The sequence below is a fragment of the Ralstonia sp. 22086 genome (assembly GCF_052045975.1).
GTDB lineage: Bacteria > Pseudomonadota > Gammaproteobacteria > Burkholderiales > Burkholderiaceae > Ralstonia > Ralstonia wenshanensis.
The window spans coordinates 1,498,556-1,518,688 of the sequence record NZ_JBQEPZ010000001.1 but is presented as its reverse complement, the minus strand read 5'-3'; the positions used below and the strand labels follow the sequence as shown (position 1 = coordinate 1,518,688).

Genomic DNA, 20,133 nt, shown 5'->3' with positions numbered 1-20,133 from the left:
CGTGTGGGTTCAGCGGGAGCGCTCTGTGGCGACGGGTGTGGCGTGCCCGGATTGCTGCGATTGTCGATAGGCGCGTACCGCATCGAACAGACTGGAGTGTGGCTCGCCGCGCAGCACGATGCGGCGGCACAGGTATTCCGCCACGAACATCGCGCCCACCAGCGGCAACGACAGGTAGTTCGCAAACGTGGACCACGTTACGGTCGAGGCCGCGGCAAATAGCAGCGTGGACACGGCGGCGGTTGCCAGGAAGAACAGCGTCCATGCGAGCGTGACCCGCCGCGAGTAGCGCGCGATGCGAGGCGTGAGCGTGCCGTGCACCATGTGGGCAAAGCGCGTGCACAGCGGCTCGCGTCCTGCCACCAGCGTGCGGCCGAAAACGTAGGCCATCATCAGGTTGAAGCTTGCATGTTCTGCGTACAGGCCCCAGTCAAAATGCGCTGCCAGCGGCGCGCGGGCCGCCCACAGCATTCCGCAGACGAGCAGCCACAGCGGCAACACCCATGCCCGATGCGTGGAACGTGTGGCTGCGACCAAGGCAATTGCCAACGGCGGCACGAGCGCCATCGCCAGGCCTATGCCATGCGCGCCCGGCGTGGCCGCTGCGTAATGCGCACCGGCCTGATACGCCACGACCGCGCCCACGCCCGCAGCGCCCCGCGCAAAGCGGGTCAGTCGCTGCATGGCAGAGCAGGGTGGGAGGAGCGGCGCTGCATGGTGATCGTAGGTGGGTGCGGCAGTTTCATCGTAGGGCGGAGCACATTCTAGGGCCCCGGGCCGGTCTCGCCCGAACCGGCGCCGGCGTGTTTGTAACCGGATGTACGGCGGCCGGCCGGCCCTGCCGTCGCGTCCCTTGCCGCTTTGCGGCGCCCCGCAAGCCGTTGAATCGTTTGCGTCACTTCGGGCAGGCGCCGCCATATGCGGTCTTTGTCACGGTTTCGCGCTATACGGGGTGTGACCCTTCGTCTAGAATCCGCGTAGCTTAAACGACCCCCTTTCACAGGCTGGGCTGGACAAGGCAGGGGCTTCGGGCAAGGAGATCGTTGCGGGCTCTGGCCGCAATCCCCGCCGCACGCCGCCTGTGGTTGCAAGACCGATGAACGACCTGGAAAAAGAGCTCGCCGCGCTCATGATCGGCGAACTGAATCTCGAAGACATTCAACTCGATGCCCTGACCGCCGACACACCGTTGTATGGCGAAGGGTTCGGGCTCGATTCCATCGATATCCTCGAAGTGGCGCTGCTGATCTCGAAGAAATACGGCTTTGAGCTGCGCTCGGGCGATCCCGATAACCAGAAAATCTTCGCCTCGCTGGGCTCGCTCGCGGCCTACGTGGCAGAACACCGCACGCGATAGGCTCGCGCCAGCGCCCGACGCATTCCGTTTTCAACGTTTGGCCGGACCGACGCCATGCCGATGACCGGCGCTTCCACTTCGCACCTCGTTCTGATTCCAAGCTACAACCCAGGCCCCAAGGTTGACGACACCGTGCGCAGTGCGCGCGCGCAGTGGAACCCGGTCTGGGTGGTGGACGACGGCAGCACCGACGGCAGCACCGAACGTCTGCAGGCGATGGCCGCGCAAGACCCGGGGCTGCGCGTGATTGTGCTGCCGCGCAATCGCGGCAAGGGCGTGGCCGTACTGGCCGGGCTGGAAGCCGCTGCCGCTGCGGGCTTTACCTACGTGCTGACCATGGACGCCGACGGGCAGCATCCCGCCAACCTGATCCCCGAATTCATGGCTGCCTCGCAGGCGGCGCCCGACGCGATGATCCTCGGCCAGCCGGTGTTCGACGCAACGGCGCCGCAGATACGTGTGCACGGCCGGCGCCTCTCCAATGGCTGCGCAGACATCGAGACCCTGTGGGCCGGTATTGGCGATACGTTGTTCGGCTTTCGCGTCTATCCGATTGCACCGCTGGCCGCGATCATGCGCCGGCATATATGGATGCGCGGTTTCGATTTCGACCCGGAAGCGGCGGTGCGCCTGTGCTGGGCGGGCGTGCGTCCTGTCCGGCTGGCGGCACCAGTGCGCTACTTTCGCGCACACGAGGGCGGGGTGTCGCATTTCCGGTACCTGCGCGACAACATCCTGCTGGTCGGGATGCATCTACGCCTGGCGGCTGAGGGCATGCTGCGCTTGCCCTCGATGATTGCGCGACGGGTGCAGCGCGGCTGGTAGCCTGCGGCGGCCGGGTTTAGACCGCTTCGGTGGTCGCCCTGGCCTGGTTCAGAAGGGTTTCTGCGGCCTGCCAGGCCTGTGACGCGGCGGACGGATCGCCAATCGCGCGGGCGTCGGCCGTGGCGCCTGACAGCAGCATCACATACACGCCCGCGAGCTGTCGCGCCGCATTGGCGGGCACCACATCCTTGAGCAGCGTTTCCATCATTGCCAGCAGATCGTCGCGGTAGCGCACTGCCACGTCGGTCACCTTGGGGCAGGTGGCGCCAAACTCCGCCAGTGCGCGCTCGAACAGGCACCCTGCAAACTCGGGGGTGCGGAACCACGTGCCGTACCAATCGAAGATGCCCTTGAGGCGGGCAGTGGCGTCGGGCATGGGGCTGAGCGTCTCGGCAATGCTGCCCATGACGAAGGTATAGCGCTGCTCCAGCACTTCCTTGATCAGATCTTCCTTGCCGGCAAAGTGCCGGTACAGCGTCATCCGAGCGACGCCGGACTCGTCGATGATCCAATCGACGCCCACGGGGTGAAAGCCGTGCTTGGAAAACAGCTCGCCGGCCTTGTCCACCACCTGTTGGCGCTTACTTGCGCGCATTGCTACCTCTCTTGATTGCCGAGCCGCATCTTAGCATCGGCCCCTTGTTGCGACCTTGGCGGCTTGCCCCGAAAACGGTCGGCTGCAGCGTGTTGTTGCTTCGTCAGCTTTACGCTTTGATAACACAACGGCACACGCTTCACGCTAAAGTAGACCGATCTATATCATGTGCCCGCAAATCCTGCGGGGGCGCGGAAGAGAAAGCGTTGCGCAGCCGATCTGGCGGCTGCCGGTTTTGCGAACGGGATCGCAAAAACGACCGGCACTCGCCAGGCTCTCAACGGAGTTTCTCTCCAATCAACAGCAACAATAAAAATGAGGGTCAGGCGAATGCGGAATCGTTTGCTGATGTTGGGGGTCGTGTCACTGCTGGCAGCGTGTGCCCAGCCGCAGCCGCCCAGCGATGTGGTGCGGGTGTGCGATGACCGCGGCTGTGCCGATCGGCCGAAAGCCCAGGTGGCGTTTGATCAGGCAAATATCCCCGACGAAGATCCGCGCATTGCGGCACTCAAGGAAGTTGCCAAGCGGGAGCCCAAGGCCGCGTACGACCTGGGCCTGCGCTATTTCCGCGGCGACGGCGTCCGCCAGGACAGCTACCAGGCGCTGAACTGGATGCGCGAGGCTGCCGAGCACGGCAACCTGCAGGCGCAAAAGGCGCTCGGCGCGTTCTACCTGTTCGGGCTGGAAGAGATGGGCTCCGACCCGCGCGAAGCTGAAAAATGGCTGTCGATTGCCGTGAGCCGCGGCGACAAAGAATCGAAGAAGCTGCTTGAGCAGGCACGCGCGGCCAAGAAATCCGACGAAGACGACTACAAGTGGCGCACGCAATGGCGCAGCACTTACTACGGCTATTGGTATTCGGGTTATCCGTACCTCGGCGTCTGGCGCCAGACGAGCTGGTACTGGTACTGAGCAGACGCCGCAGTCATCCGTTTCAAAGCGTTTCAAGGCCGTTCGGGGAGGGGGAAAGCCTGTTGCACACCCCGTACGCCTGATCAAGGGGGGCTTATTGAGTCGCAGGACGCATAAGCCGAACATCGACTCAATGTGAGCCACACAACAATATGAAAACCAATCTTCTCAGCCGCACTGCCAAGGCCGCAGGCGTAGCACTGATCATCTCTTCCCTGGCTGCGTGCGCAGGCGGCGGCATGGTGACGCCGGGCGGTCAGAACGCCGGCGTGAGCGGTGCTGCAGCCGGCGGCTCCAGCGTGGGTGCAGACCCGACGCTCGAGCGCTGCGCCTCGCCGCTGGGCACCATCGCCATGGATGATGGCCGCAATGCCGACTGGTACGGCCAGTTCGGCAGCGCCACCAAGGTGACGACCATCGACCCGCTGCTGCGCATGGCCGTGCAGCAATCGAACTGCTTCGTGATCACGTCGATCGGCAACCAGAAGACCGACGCACGCCTGTCGCGCATCACCGATCTGCAGCGCAACTCCGGTGAATACCGTGCCGGCTCCAAGCAGCAGAAGGGCCAGCGCGTGGCGGCTGACTACTACATGGAGCCGCAGATCATCATCAACGACTCGCCGATCGGCGGTGTGGCGGGCGCCGTGGGCGGCCTGCTGGGCAACAGCGCCATCGCCGCGCTGGCCGGCAGCGTGAGGTCGAAGGCTTCGGTCGTGACGCTGACGCTGTTTGACGTGCGCTCGGCCGTGCAGATCGCAGCTGCGGAAGGCAGCTCGACGGCGACGAACTATGGCGCCGTGCTGGCCGGCTTCGGCGGCGGCGTGGGCGGCGGTCTGGCCGGCTTCTCCAGCACGCCGGAAGGCAAGGCCACGGTGGTCGCCTTTATCGACGCGTGGAACAAGATGGTCGTCGCGTTGCGCAGTTACAAGGCGCAGGACGTCAAGGGCGGCCTGGGCCGCGGCGGTCAGCTCAAGGTCAACTGATCGGGCTCAACGGGGCCCGCACTGAGAGGGGACTCCAGCGCCCGAAGGTGCGAAAGCAAAAAGCCTGCGGCGGTTGCGTCGCAGGCTTTTTGCTTTTGAAGCGGGGGTGCGCTCAGCGCGCGTCTTTCGGCTTGTCGCCCTTGGGCAGGCTTGCTGCTACGGCTTGAGAGACGGCGTTGCCCCATGGGGACACTCGCGTCCAAGCAGGGTGGGAACCGATTGTCTGGGCAGCGCTTCCTCGCTAGCCTGAGACTTTGCAGCGGAGGGTTGCGCGATGAGCTGGCAGAACTGGGTCGTCTCAAGGATGGTGCGCAACCAGGTCAAGAAGCCGACCGAGCGGGAACCCTTCGACCCCATTGCGACCCGCCTGCACGCTGAAAAGCGCAAGATGCCCGTACCGGTCGAGCTGCCGCCGGACTGGCGCATCGTGCCGGCCCATGGCGCTGGCGGCGACGGCCTCACCGGCGAATGGATCGAACCCGCTGATCCCGACCTGCATGCCGATGCGCCCGTCGTCCTTTATCTGCATGGCGGCGGCTATTTTTTCTGCAGCCCGCGCACACATCGCCCGATCACCATTGGCCTCGCCACGCATGCGCGGGCCCGCGTGTGCGTCCCGGACTACCGACTGGCACCCGAACATCCGTTTCCAGCACCGGTGGAAGATGCGCTCTTCACGTATCGCACGCTGCTTGCGCAGGGCGTGGCGCCATCGCGCATTGTGGTGGCCGGCGATTCCGCGGGCGGCGGGCTGGCGTTGGCGCTGCTGGTGGCCTTGCGCGATGCGGCTGACCCGCTGCCCGCCGGCGCGGTGCTGTATTCGCCGTGGACGGACCTGGCAGCCACCGGCCAGAGCCTGATCGACAACGATGAATCCGACGTGATGTTTCGCGGTGCCTGGATGGCGCACGGTGCGGCGCTGTACCTGGGCGATTCGGGCGCGCCGACGGACCATCCGCTCGCCTCGCCGTTGTATGCCGATTTCACGGGCCTGCCCACGCTGCACTGCTATGTCAGCACCAGCGAAGTGCTGCGCGATGACACCCTCCGAATGGCCGAGCGCGCGAGGGCTGCCGGGGTATCCGTTTCGGTAGAAATGGGGCGGCGGCTTCCGCACGTGTGGCCGATCTTCTATCCTTTCCTTCCAGAGGCGCGCGCAGCGCTCAAACGATCGGGCGAGCAGATCAGGCGATTGGTCGCCGCCCAGCATGAGAACCGAGAACCGGTGGAACTGACACCGGCATGACCCAACCGATGGCGCCCCTGCGTAGCCCGGTCGGGATGCGCAAACGGGGAGCCCAGCATGCGTCGGGTGGTGGTATTGGGATTGGTGCTGGCCGCGGCGGCCGGCGCCTGGCAATGGAGTCGGCTGCATCGGCTGAGGCTGGCGGATGTGCGTTTTGCGCCGATCGAAAATGTCGCCGCCGCGACAGGCACTGCGGGCGGCCCCACCTTCAATGCCAACAAATCGCACTGGCTCAAGGCGTGCGACCAGGCGCTCGGCCCGATGCGCGTGGAGGTGCGCGCCACTGAAACGCCGCTGTCTTTCTCCAACGACCGCTCGGTCGATCAACTCACCGCCGAAGCGCCGCCGTACGACCGCTCAGCGCGTGTGCTGGGCAAGACGTACGCGACGCTGGTCGCACGCTTCGACGTCAACAGCCGCTACATGGCCATCGCCACACAGCCGGCTACGACCTGCCTGCGGCCGTCCATCTCGGTGGAGCTTGTACTGAACAACTTCCGGGTGACGGTGGCGCGCGAATTTGCGCCGGGCACTTGCGCGTACAACGCCATCCGCGAGCATGAGTTGCGGCATGTGGCCGTCAACCGAGCGGTGCTGCCGCACGCCGCCGAGGTGATCCGCAAGGAGATCGAGAGCGAATACGGCGGCCGGCTCTACTTTGGAGACCCAGACCGCATTGCCGCAGATCTGCAGGCAGCGCTCACGCGCCATTGGCTGCCGCGCGTGCAATCGCTGATCGAACTGGGGCTGCAGGCGCACGAGCAGATCGATACGCCGCGTGAGCAGGAGCGCATGAGCCGCGTGTGCAACGGCGAGGTGCAAGCCGTGTTGCAACAACTCAGGCGCGGCTAGCCCTGATCGGGCAGGTTCAGGCGGCCGGGCGGTGCGCGGCGCGAGCCTGCAGTTGCGTGACAGCCTGGTCGACGATGGCTTCGGGCGGCAGCGCGATGTCGACGATGACCGCGTCGGTGGGCTCTTCCAGTGCCTCGAACTGGCTGCGCAGCAGGTTCGGGTTGAAGAAGTGGTCTTTCCGTGCAGCCAGACGGCTTTGCAGCAGATCGAAGTCGCCCTTCAGATAGACGAACTCGGCATTGCCGGCGGGGCCGCGCAGCACGTCGCGGTAGCGTTGCTTGAGCGCGGAGCAGGCAACCACCAGCGATTGTCCGGAGCTGGTCTTCTCATCCATGTAGGCGCGGATGGATTCGAGCCAGGGTTTGCGGTCGTCATCGTTCAGGGGGATGCCGGCGTGCATCTTGGCGCGGTTGGCCTCGGAGTGGAATTCGTCGCCATCACGGAAAGCACAGCCGAGCCGCTCGGCAATCTTCTGGCCCACCGTGGATTTGCCGCAACCCGAAACACCCATCACTACTACGATCATCGTCATTCCCTACGTGCAAGAAAGCGCAAAACGTCAGGCCGGCATGTTAGCGCGTTGATGGCGGCATCCACCGATTTTTGCTGCTGCAGCGCAGCAATTGTTCCGCGTCATTGTTCGTCCGGCAACGGATTGCCAAATACGTCAAGCTGCGTCAAATTGCGGTGGAAGCATTGGTTACAAATCATTCAGAACAAGGCCCCAAAAAGGCCAACGTTGATTGGAGGAGACATCCATGGCTGGTGAGGTTTTCGACGCGCGACCGCGCAACGGTGTGTCGTATGTCGTGGGCGATACGGCGGTGCCGCTGGCGCACGTGACGGTCTCGGCGTTGCTGGCGGAAACAGTACGCCGCTGCCCCGACGACGAGGCGGTTGTGTTCCGCGAACAGAACGTGCGCTGGACGTGGCGTGCCTTTGCCGAACAGGTCGATGCGTTGGCCGCCGGCCTGCACGCGCTGGGGCTCGAACGGGGAGACCGCATCGGCATCTGGTCGCCCAACCGCGTCGAATGGGTGCTCACGCAGTTCGCGACAGCGCGCCTGGGGCTCATCCTCGTCAACATCAACCCGGCATATCGGCTTTCAGAGCTGGAGTACGCGCTCAATAAGGTCGGCTGCAAGGCCATCGTGGCGGCCGAGGCGTTCAAGACCTCCCGCTATCTCGAAATGCTGCAGACGCTCGCGCCAGAACTGGCGACCGCGCAGCCCGGCGCGTTGAACGCGGCCAAATTGCCGGCGCTGCGTTGGGTCATCCGGATGGGCGAGGCCGAAACCCCCGGCATGCTGAACTTTGCCGACGTCATTGCGCGCGGAAAAAGCGTACCCGTTGATGCGCTGGATGCCATTACGACCAGGCTGTCGCCTGACGACGCCATCAATATCCAGTTCACCAGCGGCACGACCGGCGCGCCCAAGGGCGCCACGCTCACGCATGTCAACGTGGTGAACAACGCGCGCTTTGTTGCCATGGCGATGAACCTGCAAGAGGGCGATCGGCTGTGCATTCCCGTGCCGCTGTATCACTGCTTCGGCATGGTCATGTCGGTGCTCACCTGCACGGCCACGGGCGCGTGCATGGTGTTTCCGGGCGAGGCGTTCGATCCGCTGGCCACGCTGCGCACGGTGGCGGAAGAACGCTGCACGCAACTGCACGGCGTGCCGACGATGTTCATCGCGCAGCTCGATCATCCGGATTTCAAGAGCTTTGACGTATCGACGCTGCGCGGCGGCATCATGGCCGGATCGCCTTGCCCTATCGAGGTGATGAAACGCGTGGTGTCGGAGCTGAACCTGCGTGAAGTCACCATCGCGTACGGCATGACGGAGACGAGCCCGGTGTCATTCCAGAGCGCCGTAACGGACCCGCTCGACAAGCGCGTGACCACTGTCGGCCGTATCCAGCCGCATCTGCAGGTCAAGCTGGTGGATGGCGCGGGAGAGGTCGTGCCCGTGGGCGAAAAGGGCGAGCTGTGCACGAAGGGCTATTCGGTCATGCTCGGCTACTGGGACGACGAGGCCAAGACCGCCGAATCCATCCACGACGGCTGGATGCGCACGGGCGATCTGGCAACGTTCGATGCCGAGGGCTACTGCAACATCGTCGGCCGCGTGAAGGACATGCTCATCCGCGGCGGCGAGAATGTGTATCCGCGCGAGATCGAAGAATTCCTCTTCCGGCATCCGAAGGTGCAGGCCGTCAACGTGTTTGGCGTGCCCGACCCGAAGTACGGCGAAGAGGTCTGCGCGTGGATCGTGCTCAAGCCCGGCCAGCAGGCCACGGAAGAAGAGATTCGCACGTTCTGTCAGGGCCAGATCGCGCACTACAAAATCCCGCGTTATATCCGCTTCGTCACCGAGATGCCGATGACGGTGACGGGAAAGGTGCAGAAGTTCGTCATGCGCGACCGCATGATCGAAGAACTCAAGCTGACGGTGGCCGCCACGGCCTAAAACCGGAGCTTGCGGTTTCGCCGCTGAAATGCCAACCGGTTGCGCGCGGCTTTTCGTTGCCTTGACGATGCTTGCCGCGCGCAGCTTTGTTCGCCTGCCTGGGCAACGCCCGGGGTAAAAACCGAGACACGATTCCCGCGTGCGTCTTGCTGATAGGGGGCACTCGCAATCAAACGGCCACATAAGGCCGCGTGTTCGCGATGTGCATGCCATCGAGGCGCGCAACACGACGCGACGTGCGCCACGGCACGCTCACCCGCCGGCGACCCACCGCTCACGCAATGTGAACGACGAGGCGGCGGTGTATCACGCCTGAAACACCCACCCAATCGTCCGTCTCAAACATCTTCGCTGCGCGCATGCGTGCGTGTGGTTTGCGTCTTCGCGCGAAGGTCATGCGTGCCATGGCTGCCATGCGTGACACGACGGTGTATCGGTGCCGCAACCGAAAAGGCGCCAACAGCCCCCCAAAAGTTGCATGTGTCGACACGATTGCGTGGCACGGCGCGCGCCCATGTATGCGCGTGCCGGTGAAACTTTTGCGTTTTCAAACGCTTAGAACACCCGTGTGGGGCGGGCCGGGAAGTTGGCACCGATTATGCAAACGAGCCGCCCCGGGGTGGGTCATGTTTTTCCCACAGGCAGAGCGCGCCGGCCTCACTGGCTGCGTTTCCAGCCGTCCCTCTCACCTTTATGGAGTGCGTTATGAAGAAGACCTTACTGGCCACCGCGATCGCCATGGGATTGGGGGTCTCTGGCGTTGCATTGGCCGACATCGGGAACACGGCGTCCGGCGCGGGTGACAAGACCCAAACCAATACGTCAACCATCAACAGAACCAACACCAGCACAGACACGACGACGAACACCGCAACCACCACAACCACCACGGCAACCGATAACTCGAATCAGCACAACAACCAAAGCCAGGGCAGTAACCGCGACAACAGCGGCTGGGCCAATGCAGACGGCTATGGCACCGCCGCCGCCAACAACGGCGGTATGGCAACGGCAACATTCACCAACTCCTTTAACACAAGCAAGGCAATTGCAGTTTCGAAGCTGGATGGCACCGTCACCAACATCAGCGTGTCGGGCATCGGCAACGTCGCCACCGACAATGGCGGCTCGGCCAATGGCGGTGCCGGCGGGCGTGGCGGATACGGCTACGGCGGCACAGGCGCTGGCGGCAATGGTGGCGCTGGCGGTGCAGGCGGCAGCGGTGGCGCGGGCGGCAGCTCGGGCAGTGTCACGCACGGCAGTGCGACCAACGGCGGCGCAGTGGCCGGCAACGGTGGCAATGGCGGTGGCGCTGCAGGCAACGCAGGCGGCGGTGGTAGCGGCGGCAGTTCCGGCACGCTGTCGGCGAGCTTGGGCGCGGGCCTGGGTGGCTTGGCAGGCAGCGCCAGTGCGGCGGGCGGTGGCGCTGGAGGCAGCGGCGGCGGTGCCGGTGGCTCCAATGGCGGTGACGCCAATCACCATCACGGCTCAGGCTCAGCAACGGGCGGCGCTGCAGCCGCGGCCGGCGGAAACGGCGCGGCGGGCGGTAACGGCACCAGTGGCAGCTCTACAGCGTCTGGTGGCGCAGGCACTGGCACGAGCGCGGCCACCGGCACCAGCACGGGCGGCGCAGCAGGTGCGGGCGGTGCAGCTACCAACGTGGCCGGCAATGGCGGCGCAGGCGGCAGCGCGACCAACGGCAGCGCAACCAACGGCGCGGCATCGTCCACTGCGGGCAATGGCGCTGTGGGTGCAGTCGGTGCGGCCGGCGGTGCAGGCGGCGTGGGCAATGGCGGTGTCGGCAACGGTGCGGTGGGTGGCACCGGCGGTGCAGGCGGCACGGTCATGGTGGACGCAGGCACGTTCAACATGTCCAACGCCATGACCAGTGTCGGCCAGTCCGCTGCCGGGGTGATGATTGCGAACCAGAACAGCGGCTTTGCATCTCTCGTCCAGCAAAGCGTCAACGTGCAGGCCAACCTGAATGTCGGCCATTGAGTCGACATCGGGTGTGAGCGGGGAAGTGCCGCTGCGCGTGCGTTGATGTTGCGCGCATGGCGGTGGACAGGGCCGGACCGCATCCGTGGTCCGGCCCGCAGTTGGAGCGTATAGGAGACATTCGATGCGATCCGACAGAAGAACCACAGCAGGATGGGCAGCATGGTGGTTGGCATGCGGCCTGGCAGGGTGGCCAGCGGCAGCGGCGATGGCGGCGGACGATGCGTCCATCGCAGACGGTGCTCAGACAGCCAATACGGAAGCGGTGCGTCCCCCGGTCGCCGCGGCCGTGTCGGTGCCTGGGTTCGGTCATGCGGTGGGTGCAGATCGGCTCGACAGCTATCGCGGCGGCACGCAGGATCTCTACCAGACCGTCAATGACGCGCGCCTGTCGGGCACCGTGAGCGACAACGCCGCCGTGAACGTGGCGACGGGGTCGAACATCGTGCGCGACGGCTCGTTTGCCAACGCCAGCGGGATCCCCACGGTCATCCAGAACAGCGGAGCGAACGTGCTGATCCAGAACGCCACCATCGTCAACGTGCAGTTCCGGCCTTGAGTTCGTTGTGAAGGACGGAATGATGCGCAAGGCGTGCGGTGCAGTGCTGATGGCACTGATGTGCGGGCCCGCGTTGGCGGGCGCGATCGACATGCTCGGCACGGGCGGCGGCACGTATGCCGTGCCCGTGACGAGCATGAAGGCCGCGCGCTATCTGCGCACCGTGCATCAGCGCTTCGACTTCAGTTGCGGGTCGGCCGCAGTGGCGACGCTGCTCACGTATCAGTACGGCTATCCGGTGAGCGAGCAGGCTGTGTTCCAGGCCATGTACGAGCATGGCAACCAGGAGAAGATCCGGCGAGAAGGCTTTTCGCTGCTCGACATCAAACGCTATCTGCAGTCTGTGGGCTTTGAGGCCGATGGTTTCGAGCAGCCGCTGGATGCATTGAAGGACGCCCACTTGCCGGCCATCGTGCTGTTGACCGAGAACGGCTATCACCACTTCGTGGTGGTCAAGGGCGTGCAGGAAGGGCGCGTGCTGGTGGGCGATCCGGCCATGGGCACACGCGCGATCCCGCGTGCGAGTTTCGAGAGCATGTGGGACAACCATTTGCTGTTCGTCGTCCACAACCGCGAGGCGGGGGCGACGTTCAATGCCGCATCGGATTGGCGCGTGGCACCGCGTGCGCCGCTGGAGGAGGGCATGGACCGCAGTGGCCTGGGAAACATCGTCGTTCCCAAGCACGGTCCTTCCGACTTCTGAGCATCGTCTGCATGGCAGTCCGGTCGTCCGGCAGGAGGGCATCATGAAGCGGTTTGGCAAGATGGCGTGGGCCGGCTGGTTTGCGCTGGCTGCGGCCGGGCATGCGTTTGCTGCCGGCATGGATGGCATGGATGACAATCCCGTCCATGCCTGGCACGCCGTGTCCGAAGACAAGCTCGACGACATGCGCGGCGGGTTTGATGTGCCCTCGCTCGCAGGGCTGCGCATCTCGTTCGGCATCGACCGGGCGGTCTACGTCAACGGCGATCTGGTGGCGAGCGCATCGGTCAACATCCCCGATGTGGCACGCATGACGGCCACCCAGGCGCAGCAATTGGCCTCGGTGGTCAACACGGTCAACCTCGTGCAGAACGGCCCCAACAATGTCGCACCGCCCGATGTGAGCGCGGGCGCGGCAGCGGCGGCCACGGTCATCCAGAACAGCCTGAACAACCAGACGCTGCAGGCGGTGACGACCATCAATGCGGCGGTCAACAGCCTGCCGCAATTCCGTCAGATGAATCTAGCCAACGTGCTGCAAGGCGCGTTGGCCAACGTCGCCACCACACTGCACTGAGTTAGAACTGGATCGGCAGGCGAAGCGTGACGGTCAAGTCAGGCGTGTCGCGCGTCAGGCCTGCCCCCACCGACAGATTCAGCGACATCTTGGGCGAGAGGCGGTACGAATATCCGACCAGCAACGTTCCCAGAATTGTCCGCACCGAGCCCGGCACACGCTGGCCGTTCTGCTTGGTCGGCGCGATGATGCTCTGGTCGTAGCCAATCGAGAACGATGCCTTTTCGTTCAGCGCCAGCCCCATGCCGAAGTTCAGGCCGATGATGTCGCCGGCTTTCACGTTGCCCAGGAACTGCTGTGAGCCGTCCACCAGGTTCAGGCTCACGTCCTTGCGCTCGAAGTTGTGCAGGTAGCTGATGCTGCCGAAGAAAACCGCCGGGTCTGTCGGGAACAGCCACGTCAGCCCCGGCTGAACGGCGAAGAAGCCCGAGCCCGTGGGCTGCTGCAGAGGCAGGCCGGTGCCCGTGGTGTTGCTCACGCAGCGCGTCACGCAATCGGTGGTGACTTCAAACGGATCCTTGCCGGTGCGTGTCTTGAAGCGCAGCCAGCCGATGTAGAACGGCTTGTCGACGCCGCCCGCATTGATCTGGTAGCGCGCGGTCAGTTCCACATCGCCAATGCCGCGCCCATGCGAGCTGAAGGCGTTGTCTGTCGCGGTGCCGGTGAACAGTTCGCGGCTGACGGTGTCGCTGGCGCTGTACACATAGGGCACGCGCGCTTCCAGTTCCCAGCGCCGTGCCAGGCCGTAACGCAACGCAACCGTGCCCGTGAGCGTGGTGGTCTTGACCTGCCGTACGTCGATCAGCCCGATCAGCAGCGCGGGGATGATGGTGTAGCCCACCAGCGCCACGCGGTCGGACGACGAATACGCCATCTGCAATGACGGCTCGACGACGACCTTGCCCGGCGGTGTAAGCGCGCTGGGCTCATCGAAGATCTGCGCGATGCGTGGCGGCCGGTCAGGCGGCTCCGGCGGTTTGCCGACAGGCGTGGTGCCGGGCTGGTCGTTCTGCGCAATTTGCGATGCGTCGCCTGCCGCGCCAGGGGCACCGGCACCGCGCACGGTGTCGAGGCGGCCATCGCTCATGCCGAGCGCGCGCCGCATGCGCCGCAAGTGCGTTTCCTGTTGCTGGATCGAGCGCTTGAGTTCCTGCAGGCGCGCCTGCGTATCGGCAAGCTCGCGCTGCAGCGCTTCCAGGCTAGGTGGCTTGTCGTCCACCGGCTCGTTGGTCTGTGCAAGTGCCGACCTGCCGCACAGCAGCAGGCATGCGCACGCAACCGCGCGAAGCGGCCCCCATGGTGCGTTCTTCATGGCAATGTCCCCGTCGAGAGCGCCCTGTCCACGAAATGCGGATGGGCCCTTCACGATTTCCCCCGGGTGGCGTACTGCGGATACCACTATAGGCGAGCGGTCGTGAAACGACAGGGCGGAGCCGTCCACAAAATGGACGAGGCCGAACTGCCCGTTTGGTGGATCGCTCAGGCAAGAAAAAAGGCGCCCGAAGGCGCCTTGCGTGTCTTGCGTAGCGTCAGCGCTTACTGACGTGCATTGCGCAGGTTATCCGGCCACGGCGTGTTGTAGTTTGTGCGGAACGGGTTGATGTCCAGCCCGCCGCGCCGCGTGTAGCGCGCATACACGGCCAGCTTGACGGGCCGGCACTGGCGCAGGATGTCGGTAAAGATCCGCTCCACGCATTGCTCGTGAAACTCGTTGTGCTCGCGGAACGAAATCAGGTACTTGAGCAGCCCTTCCTGGTTGATCGGCGCACCCACATAGCGGATTTGCACGCTGCCCCAGTCCGGCTGGCCCGTTACAAGGCAATTGGACTTCAGCAGGTGCGACACCAGCGTTTCTTCGACCGGGCTTTCTTCCTCATCGGCATGCAGCAACTCGGGCGTGGGCTGGTAGACATCCGTTTCGATGTCCAGGCGGTCGAGCAGCAGGCCATCGAGCTCGCCCATCTTCTGCCGGGCAAATTCCTCCTGCGGCACGATGCGCACTTGCACCGGCGCGCCGCACGCCTCCGACAAATCGTGGTGGATCAACTGCTGCAGCGCTTCGTGCGACGCCACCTTCGTCTGGTTGAACGAATTCAGATACAGCTTGAACGATTTCGATTCAACGATGTTGGGCGAGTCCGCCGGCACGATCACGGTACCGACAGCCACCTGCGGCTTGCCGCGCAGGTTCAGCCACGACAGCTCGTACAGGTTCCAGAGATCCACGCCGAAGAAGGGCAGGGGCGTGCCGGCGGCGAGGCCGATCTCGTCGCGCTTGCCCTGGCGCGGAATCGGAAACAGCAGGCTCGGGTCGTACTCCGTCTTGTAGGCGGAGGTCTTGCCCAGCGGCGAATGTTCGGGTTGGTTGCTCATCACAAAAACAGGCTGTAGACGGGGTTCTCGCTTTCGTCCCAATAGGTATAGCCCAGCGTGGCGAGGAACGCCTTGAACTCGCGCTTCTCGTTCTTCGGTACCTGGATGCCGACGAGGATGTTGCTCGAATCCGCGCCCTGATTGCGGTAGTGAAACAGGCTGATGTTCCAGTTCGGGCTCATGCTCGAGAGGAATTTCATCAGCGCGCCGGGCCGCTCGGGAAACTCGAACCGGTAGAGATGCTCGTTTTCCGCCAGCGGCGAACGCCCGCCCACCATGTAGCGGATGTGCTGCTTGGCCAGTTCGTCGTTGGACAGGTCCAGCGTCGGGAAACCGTGTTTGCGGAAATTCTCGGCAATCTTGTCGCCCTCTGCGCGCGACGCAATTTGCACACCCACGAAGATGTGCGCGGCGTCCTTGCTGGCGATGCGGTAGTTGAACTCCGTCACGTTGCGCGACCAGCCGACCAGCTCGCAGAAGCGCTTGAAGCTGCCGCGCTCTTCGGGAATCGTCACGGCAAACACGGCTTCGCGCGCCTCGCCCACTTCGGCGCGCTCGGCCACGAAGCGCAGGCGGTCGAAGTTCATGTTGGCGCCGCTGGCCACGGCCACCAGCGATTCGTTCTTCAGCTTGTGCGTCTCGGCATACTGCTTGAGGCCAGCCAGCGCCAGCGCGCCGGAAGGTTCCAGCAGGCTTCGCGTGTCCTGGAACACGTCCTTGAGCGCCGCGCAGATGGCATCCGTATCGACGGTGATGATCTCGTCGACCAGCTCCCGCGTGATGCGGAAGGTTTCCTTGCCCACCAGCTTGACCGCGGTGCCGTCGGCAAACAGGCCGACGTCTTTCAATTCGACGCGCTTGCCCGCCGCCACCGAACGCGCCATGGCGTCGGAATCCACACTCTGCACGCCGATCACCTTGACGTCCGGCCGTACGGCCTTCACGTAGGCCGCAACGCCGGAGATCAGACCGCCACCGCCGATCGAGCAGAAGATGGCGTGAAGGGGCTGCGGATGCTGGCGCAGGATTTCCATGGCGATCGTGCCCTGACCGGCAATCACGTCGGGATCGTCGAACGGGTGCACGAAGGTATAGCCGTGCTTTTCCTGCAGCTTGGCGGCGTGGTTGTAGGCGTCGGAATAGCTTTCACCGTGGAGCACGACCTCGACCCACTCGCCGCCGCGCGAGCGCACGCCGTCGATCTTCAACTGCGGCGTCGTCACCGGCATGCAGATCACGGCCTTGCATTCCATCCGGGCCGCGCTGAAGGCCACCCCCTGCGCGTGGTTGCCCGCCGACGCCGTAATCACCCCGCGCTTGCGCTCGGCCGGCGTGAGCGAGGCCATCTTGTTGTAGGCGCCGCGCAGCTTGAACGAGAACACCGGCTGGTCATCCTCGCGCTTGAGGTAGACACGGTTGCCGGTGCGCGCCGACAGGTTTGGCGCGAACTTCAGCTCGGTTTCCACCGCGACGTCATAGACCTTCGCAGTCAGGATTTTCTTCAGGTAATCGATGGCCATGGTGCGGACCGGGTTGGACGTGAACAGAGCCCGTAAGCCTATCACGCGGCGTCTTGTGCGCCTTGTCGGACCGGCGTGCCGGTCGGTACACTGCCTCGGCCGCGTCCGGGCGGGCGCGGCGCATCATCGGCGAGAGGCCTCCATGAACACCCCGTCGTCTTCCTCGGAGCGTGCCGGGCGCGCACGCCGCGGTCGCAAAGTCTGGTCTGGCACGCAGCACGTCATTGCCTACGGCATGCCTCCGCTGGGCTGGCGTGACCTTTATCACCACGCGCTTGAAGTCAACTGGCCGACCTTTTTCGCGCTGCTGGCGACGATGTTCCTGGCGCTGAATGCGGTATTCGCGGGGCTGTATTCGCTGGGTGACGGCGCGATCGCGAACCAGTCGCCGCCGGGCTTCGTGGGGGCCTTCTTCTTCAGCGTCGAGACGCTGGCCACGGTGGGCTATGGCGACATGCACCCGCAAACGCTCTATGCCCATGTCATCGCCACGCTGGAGATCTTCATCGGCATGTCGGGCATCGCCATGGCGACGGGGCTGGTATTTGCGCGGTTCTCGCGCCCGCGCGCCAAGATCATGTTTGCCCGCAACGTTGTCGTGCGGCCGCTCAACGGCAGGTCCACGCTGATGCTGCGGGCAGCCAATGCCCGCCAGAACGTCATCGCAGAGGCCACCGCCCGGCTGCGCCTGATGCAGGACGAGGTCTCGCCCGAGGGCTACTCGATCTACAAGATCCACGACCTGAAGCTGGAGCGCAGCGAGCACCCGATCTTCCTGCTGGGCTGGGTGATGATGCACGTCATCGACGAAACCAGCCCGCTGCATGGCGCCACCGCAGAATCGCTCGCCGCCGGTGACGCCTTGCTGCTGCTCACCATCGAGGGCGCCGACGAGACCGCCGCGCAAACCGTGCAGGCGCGCTATTCCTGGCGGCATGACGAGATCCGCTGGAACTATCGGTATGCCGACCTCATCCGCGACGAGGGTGGCGTCACGTCGGTCGACTACGACAACTTCCACCTGATCCATCCGATCGAGACGCCCCCGCAGGCACAATGAGCGGCTTGTCCGATTCCAACGCGCACTCCCCGTGGCTCTGAACCTCGTCTGGCTCGCCTTCTTCCTCGTTGCCTTCGTTACCGCATGCGTTCAGGTGGTGCAGGGCGACATGGAAGTCTTCTCGCGCATGTTGACCGGCATGTTCGATGCCGCGCGCACCGGTTTCGAAATTGCGATCGGCCTGACCGGCATGATGGCGCTGTGGCTGGGCATCATGCGCGTGGGCGAGCGCGCCGGCGTGGTCGATCTGTTCGCGCGGCTCGTGAACCCGCTGATGCGGCACCTGTTTCCCTCCGTGCCAGCCGGCCATCCCGCCAACGGCGCGATGATGATGAATGTCTCGGCCAACGTGCTGGGGCTGGATAACGCCGCCACGCCGCTTGGTCTACAGGCCATGCGCGAGTTGCAGCAGATCAACCCGCAGCCGCAGCGCGCCAGCGATGCGCAGTTGATGTTCGTGGTGCTCAACACGGCTGGCGTGACGCTGGTGCCGACGTCCGTGATCGCCATCCGCCAGGCCATGGCGGTCAAGCAGGGGCTGGTCGGCTTTAACGCGGCAGACATCTTCCTGCCGACCTTGCTGTCCACGTTCATCGGCTTCTGCGCGGGCATTGCGGCGGTGGCGTGGTACCAGCGCATCAACCTGTTCAAGCCTGCGCTGCTGGCGTATTTCGGCGGCTTTGTCGCGGCGATGGGGCTGCTGTTTGCATGGCTGCGCCAGTTTCCGCCGCAGCAGATGGCGGCGTGGATCGGACTGATCGGCGCGGGCGCCATCCTCACCATCGTCGTGGCGTTCCTGGTCTGTGGGGCAATTCGCCGCATCAACGTGTACGAAACGTTCGTCGATGGCGCCAAGGATGGCTTTCAGGTGGCGATCGGCATCGTCCCTTATCTGGTGGCGGTGCTGGTGGGCATTGCCGTGTTTCGCGCGGCGGGGTGCATGGATTTCCTGATGCAAGGGCTTTCCGCGCTATTCGCGCACCTGGGCATCGACACGCGCTTTGTGCCGGCGTTGCCCGTGGGGCTGATGAAGACGTTGTCCGGCGCCGGTGCGCGCGGCCTGATGGTCGACGTGATGACCACGTACGGCGTCGATTCCTTCCAGGGCAAGCTGGCCGCCATCATCCAGGGCTCGACCGAGACCACGTTCTACGTGCTGGCGGTGTACTTCGGCAGCGTCGGCATCAAGGACACGCGTTATGCATTGGCGTGTGGCCTGTGGGCCGACCTGATCGGGCTCATTGGCGCCGTGCTGGTCGCCTATCTGTTCTTCGCCTGAGCGGCTAGGGCGGCCCCCAAGCGACGCCGCGACCGCCCGCCCTCTACAATCGACCGCATGGAACAGTGGATCGACACGCTTTTTGCCACGCTTGCCCTGCCCAAGGTCGGGCTGCCTGCCATCTTCGTCGTCAGTTTCATCTCGGCGACCCTCCTGCCGCTGGGCTCAGAGCCGGCGGTTTTTGCTTACATCAAGCTCAATCCGGACATGTTCTGGCCGGCCATCGTAGTAGCCACGCTCGGCAACACGCTGGGCGGTGTGGTCGATTGGTGGATGGGCTACGCGGCCAAGCTGGCGCTGGTGCGCTACCACCTTGCGCGCCGCCGCCGTCAGCACAACACCGAGCACGCCCAGCACGTGCCGCACCCCAAGCGCCACCGCGAGCCTCCGCTCGATAAAAAATACTTCCGCTGGATGCGCCGCATTGGGCCGGCGTCCCTGTTGGTGTCTTGGCTGCCCGGCATTGGCGACCCGCTCTGCACGCTGGCCGGCTGGCTGCGCCTGAAGTTCTGGCCCAGCGTCATGTACATGGCCATCGGCAAATTCCTGCGCTATCTGGCCATGACTGCGGCCTTGATGACCCTCCCCGACGGCTTCTGGCACGGCATCCTCGGTTGGATCAAGAGCGTGATGATGTGACGTTTGCGTGGTGCATGCGGCACTTTGGCGACCTTGCGCTTTTCGCAAGCCATTGAAAACGCGGCGGTTTTGCCGCCCATGTCACCGGCAGGGATACCGTTGCTGCGACGCATCAACGGCGCACGTTGCAGTACAATCGCCCTTTAAAGACCGCGCGGCTTGGGCCCTCTTTGCCGCG

The 20,133-nt window shown here is 64.6% G+C and carries 20 protein-coding genes; 14 read left to right on the top strand and 6 right to left on the bottom strand.

Translation table 11 applies throughout. The features are described from left to right. Positions 1 to 9: 9 nt before the first annotated feature. The gene (locus ACTJK6_RS07105) at positions 10 to 684 is read right to left on the bottom strand and encodes a hypothetical protein (RefSeq protein ID WP_440476099.1); all 675 of its coding nucleotides are present in this window, start codon (positions 682 to 684) and stop codon (positions 10 to 12) included. Positions 685 to 1,096: 412 nt separating this feature from the next. Between ACTJK6_RS07105 and ACTJK6_RS07100 the strand changes: the two genes are divergently transcribed. Then, positions 1,097 to 1,357 carry a phosphopantetheine-binding protein gene (locus tag ACTJK6_RS07100; protein ID WP_004633317.1) on the top strand — a complete coding sequence of 87 codons (261 nt, stop codon included), beginning with the start codon at positions 1,097 to 1,099 and terminating at the stop codon, positions 1,355 to 1,357. A gap of 54 nt (positions 1,358 to 1,411) precedes the next feature. Further along, positions 1,412 to 2,182: a glycosyltransferase family 2 protein gene (locus tag ACTJK6_RS07095; RefSeq protein WP_440838608.1), complete on the top strand. Its 771-nt coding sequence runs from the start codon at positions 1,412 to 1,414 to the stop codon at positions 2,180 to 2,182. 16 nt (positions 2,183 to 2,198) lie between these two features. Here the strand turns inward: ACTJK6_RS07095 and ACTJK6_RS07090 are convergent, their stop codons facing one another. Beyond that, positions 2,199 to 2,777: a TetR/AcrR family transcriptional regulator gene (locus ACTJK6_RS07090; RefSeq protein ID WP_232041909.1), complete on the bottom strand. Its 579-nt coding sequence runs from the start codon at positions 2,775 to 2,777 to the stop codon at positions 2,199 to 2,201. A gap of 330 nt (positions 2,778 to 3,107) precedes the next feature. On the opposite strand from ACTJK6_RS07090, the gene ACTJK6_RS07085 reads away from it, so the two are divergent. From ACTJK6_RS07085 to ACTJK6_RS07070, 4 genes are all read left to right on the top strand, one after another. Then, complete coding sequence (locus ACTJK6_RS07085) at positions 3,108 to 3,689, top strand: tetratricopeptide repeat protein (RefSeq protein ID WP_232041910.1); 582 nt, start codon at positions 3,108 to 3,110, stop codon at positions 3,687 to 3,689. Between the two features lie 152 nt (positions 3,690 to 3,841). Next, entirely contained in the window at positions 3,842 to 4,675 is an 834-nt protein-coding gene (locus ACTJK6_RS07080; RefSeq protein ID WP_045203800.1) for a hypothetical protein, read from the top strand. Between the two features lie 274 nt (positions 4,676 to 4,949). Then, positions 4,950 to 5,921, top strand: a complete 972-nt coding sequence (locus ACTJK6_RS07075; RefSeq protein ID WP_232041911.1) for an alpha/beta hydrolase — start codon at positions 4,950 to 4,952, stop codon at positions 5,919 to 5,921. 57 nt (positions 5,922 to 5,978) lie between these two features. Further along, positions 5,979 to 6,773 (top strand): hypothetical protein, encoded by a 795-nt coding sequence (locus ACTJK6_RS07070; protein WP_343620897.1) that lies wholly within the window; start codon positions 5,979 to 5,981, stop codon positions 6,771 to 6,773. Positions 6,774 to 6,789: 16 nt separating this feature from the next. Here the strand turns inward: ACTJK6_RS07070 and ACTJK6_RS07065 are convergent, their stop codons facing one another. Next, positions 6,790 to 7,299 (bottom strand): gluconokinase, encoded by a 510-nt coding sequence (locus ACTJK6_RS07065; RefSeq protein WP_232043087.1) that lies wholly within the window; start codon positions 7,297 to 7,299, stop codon positions 6,790 to 6,792. Positions 7,300 to 7,531: 232 nt separating this feature from the next. Between ACTJK6_RS07065 and ACTJK6_RS07060 the strand changes: the two genes are divergently transcribed. The 5 genes from ACTJK6_RS07060 to ACTJK6_RS07040 all read left to right on the top strand — a co-directional run bounded on the left by ACTJK6_RS07060 (position 7,532) and on the right by ACTJK6_RS07040 (position 13,084). Beyond that, entirely contained in the window at positions 7,532 to 9,247 is a 1,716-nt protein-coding gene (locus ACTJK6_RS07060; protein ID WP_414560155.1) for an AMP-binding protein, read from the top strand. A 705-nt stretch (positions 9,248 to 9,952) separates the two neighbouring features. Then, positions 9,953 to 11,245: a hypothetical protein gene (locus ACTJK6_RS07055; RefSeq protein ID WP_440838607.1), complete on the top strand. Its 1,293-nt coding sequence runs from the start codon at positions 9,953 to 9,955 to the stop codon at positions 11,243 to 11,245. 124 nt (positions 11,246 to 11,369) lie between these two features. Continuing rightward, positions 11,370 to 11,804, top strand: a complete 435-nt coding sequence (locus tag ACTJK6_RS07050) for a hypothetical protein (protein ID WP_260803090.1) — start codon at positions 11,370 to 11,372, stop codon at positions 11,802 to 11,804. Positions 11,805 to 11,823: 19 nt separating this feature from the next. Then, entirely contained in the window at positions 11,824 to 12,507 is a 684-nt protein-coding gene (locus ACTJK6_RS07045; RefSeq protein ID WP_433866258.1) for a C39 family peptidase, read from the top strand. Positions 12,508 to 12,550: 43 nt separating this feature from the next. Then, positions 12,551 to 13,084 (top strand): hypothetical protein, encoded by a 534-nt coding sequence (locus ACTJK6_RS07040; RefSeq protein ID WP_440076641.1) that lies wholly within the window; start codon positions 12,551 to 12,553, stop codon positions 13,082 to 13,084. Between the two features lies 1 nt (position 13,085). On the opposite strand, the gene ACTJK6_RS07035 is transcribed toward ACTJK6_RS07040, so the two are convergent. From ACTJK6_RS07035 to ilvA, 3 genes are all read right to left on the bottom strand, one after another. Then, the gene (locus ACTJK6_RS07035; RefSeq protein WP_232041917.1) at positions 13,086 to 14,396 is read right to left on the bottom strand and encodes a transporter; all 1,311 of its coding nucleotides are present in this window, start codon (positions 14,394 to 14,396) and stop codon (positions 13,086 to 13,088) included. Between the two features lie 224 nt (positions 14,397 to 14,620). Then, positions 14,621 to 15,457: an NADPH-dependent 7-cyano-7-deazaguanine reductase QueF gene (gene queF / locus ACTJK6_RS07030; protein WP_232041918.1), complete on the bottom strand. Its 837-nt coding sequence runs from the start codon at positions 15,455 to 15,457 to the stop codon at positions 14,621 to 14,623. Continuing rightward, positions 15,457 to 16,977, bottom strand: a complete 1,521-nt coding sequence (gene ilvA / locus ACTJK6_RS07025) for a threonine ammonia-lyase, biosynthetic (RefSeq protein WP_232041919.1) — start codon at positions 16,975 to 16,977, stop codon at positions 15,457 to 15,459. Before ilvA ends, queF begins: the two co-directional genes overlap by 1 nt. A gap of 142 nt (positions 16,978 to 17,119) precedes the next feature. Here ilvA and ACTJK6_RS07020 point away from each other — a divergent pair, with 142 nt between their 5' ends. Genes ACTJK6_RS07020 through ACTJK6_RS07010 form a run of 3 tightly spaced genes read left to right on the top strand, consistent with a single transcriptional unit; the run spans position 17,120 to position 19,955 of the window. Then, positions 17,120 to 18,037: an ion channel gene (locus ACTJK6_RS07020; protein ID WP_232041921.1), complete on the top strand. Its 918-nt coding sequence runs from the start codon at positions 17,120 to 17,122 to the stop codon at positions 18,035 to 18,037. Between the two features lie 31 nt (positions 18,038 to 18,068). Further along, on the top strand, positions 18,069 to 19,316 hold the full coding sequence (locus ACTJK6_RS07015) for a nucleoside recognition domain-containing protein (RefSeq protein ID WP_232041922.1): 1,248 nt from the start codon (positions 18,069 to 18,071) through the stop codon (positions 19,314 to 19,316). 57 nt (positions 19,317 to 19,373) lie between these two features. Further along, a complete protein-coding gene (locus ACTJK6_RS07010; protein WP_232041923.1) occupies positions 19,374 to 19,955 on the top strand; it encodes a YqaA family protein in 582 nt (193 codons plus the stop codon). The last annotated feature ends 178 nt before the right edge of the window (positions 19,956 to 20,133 follow it).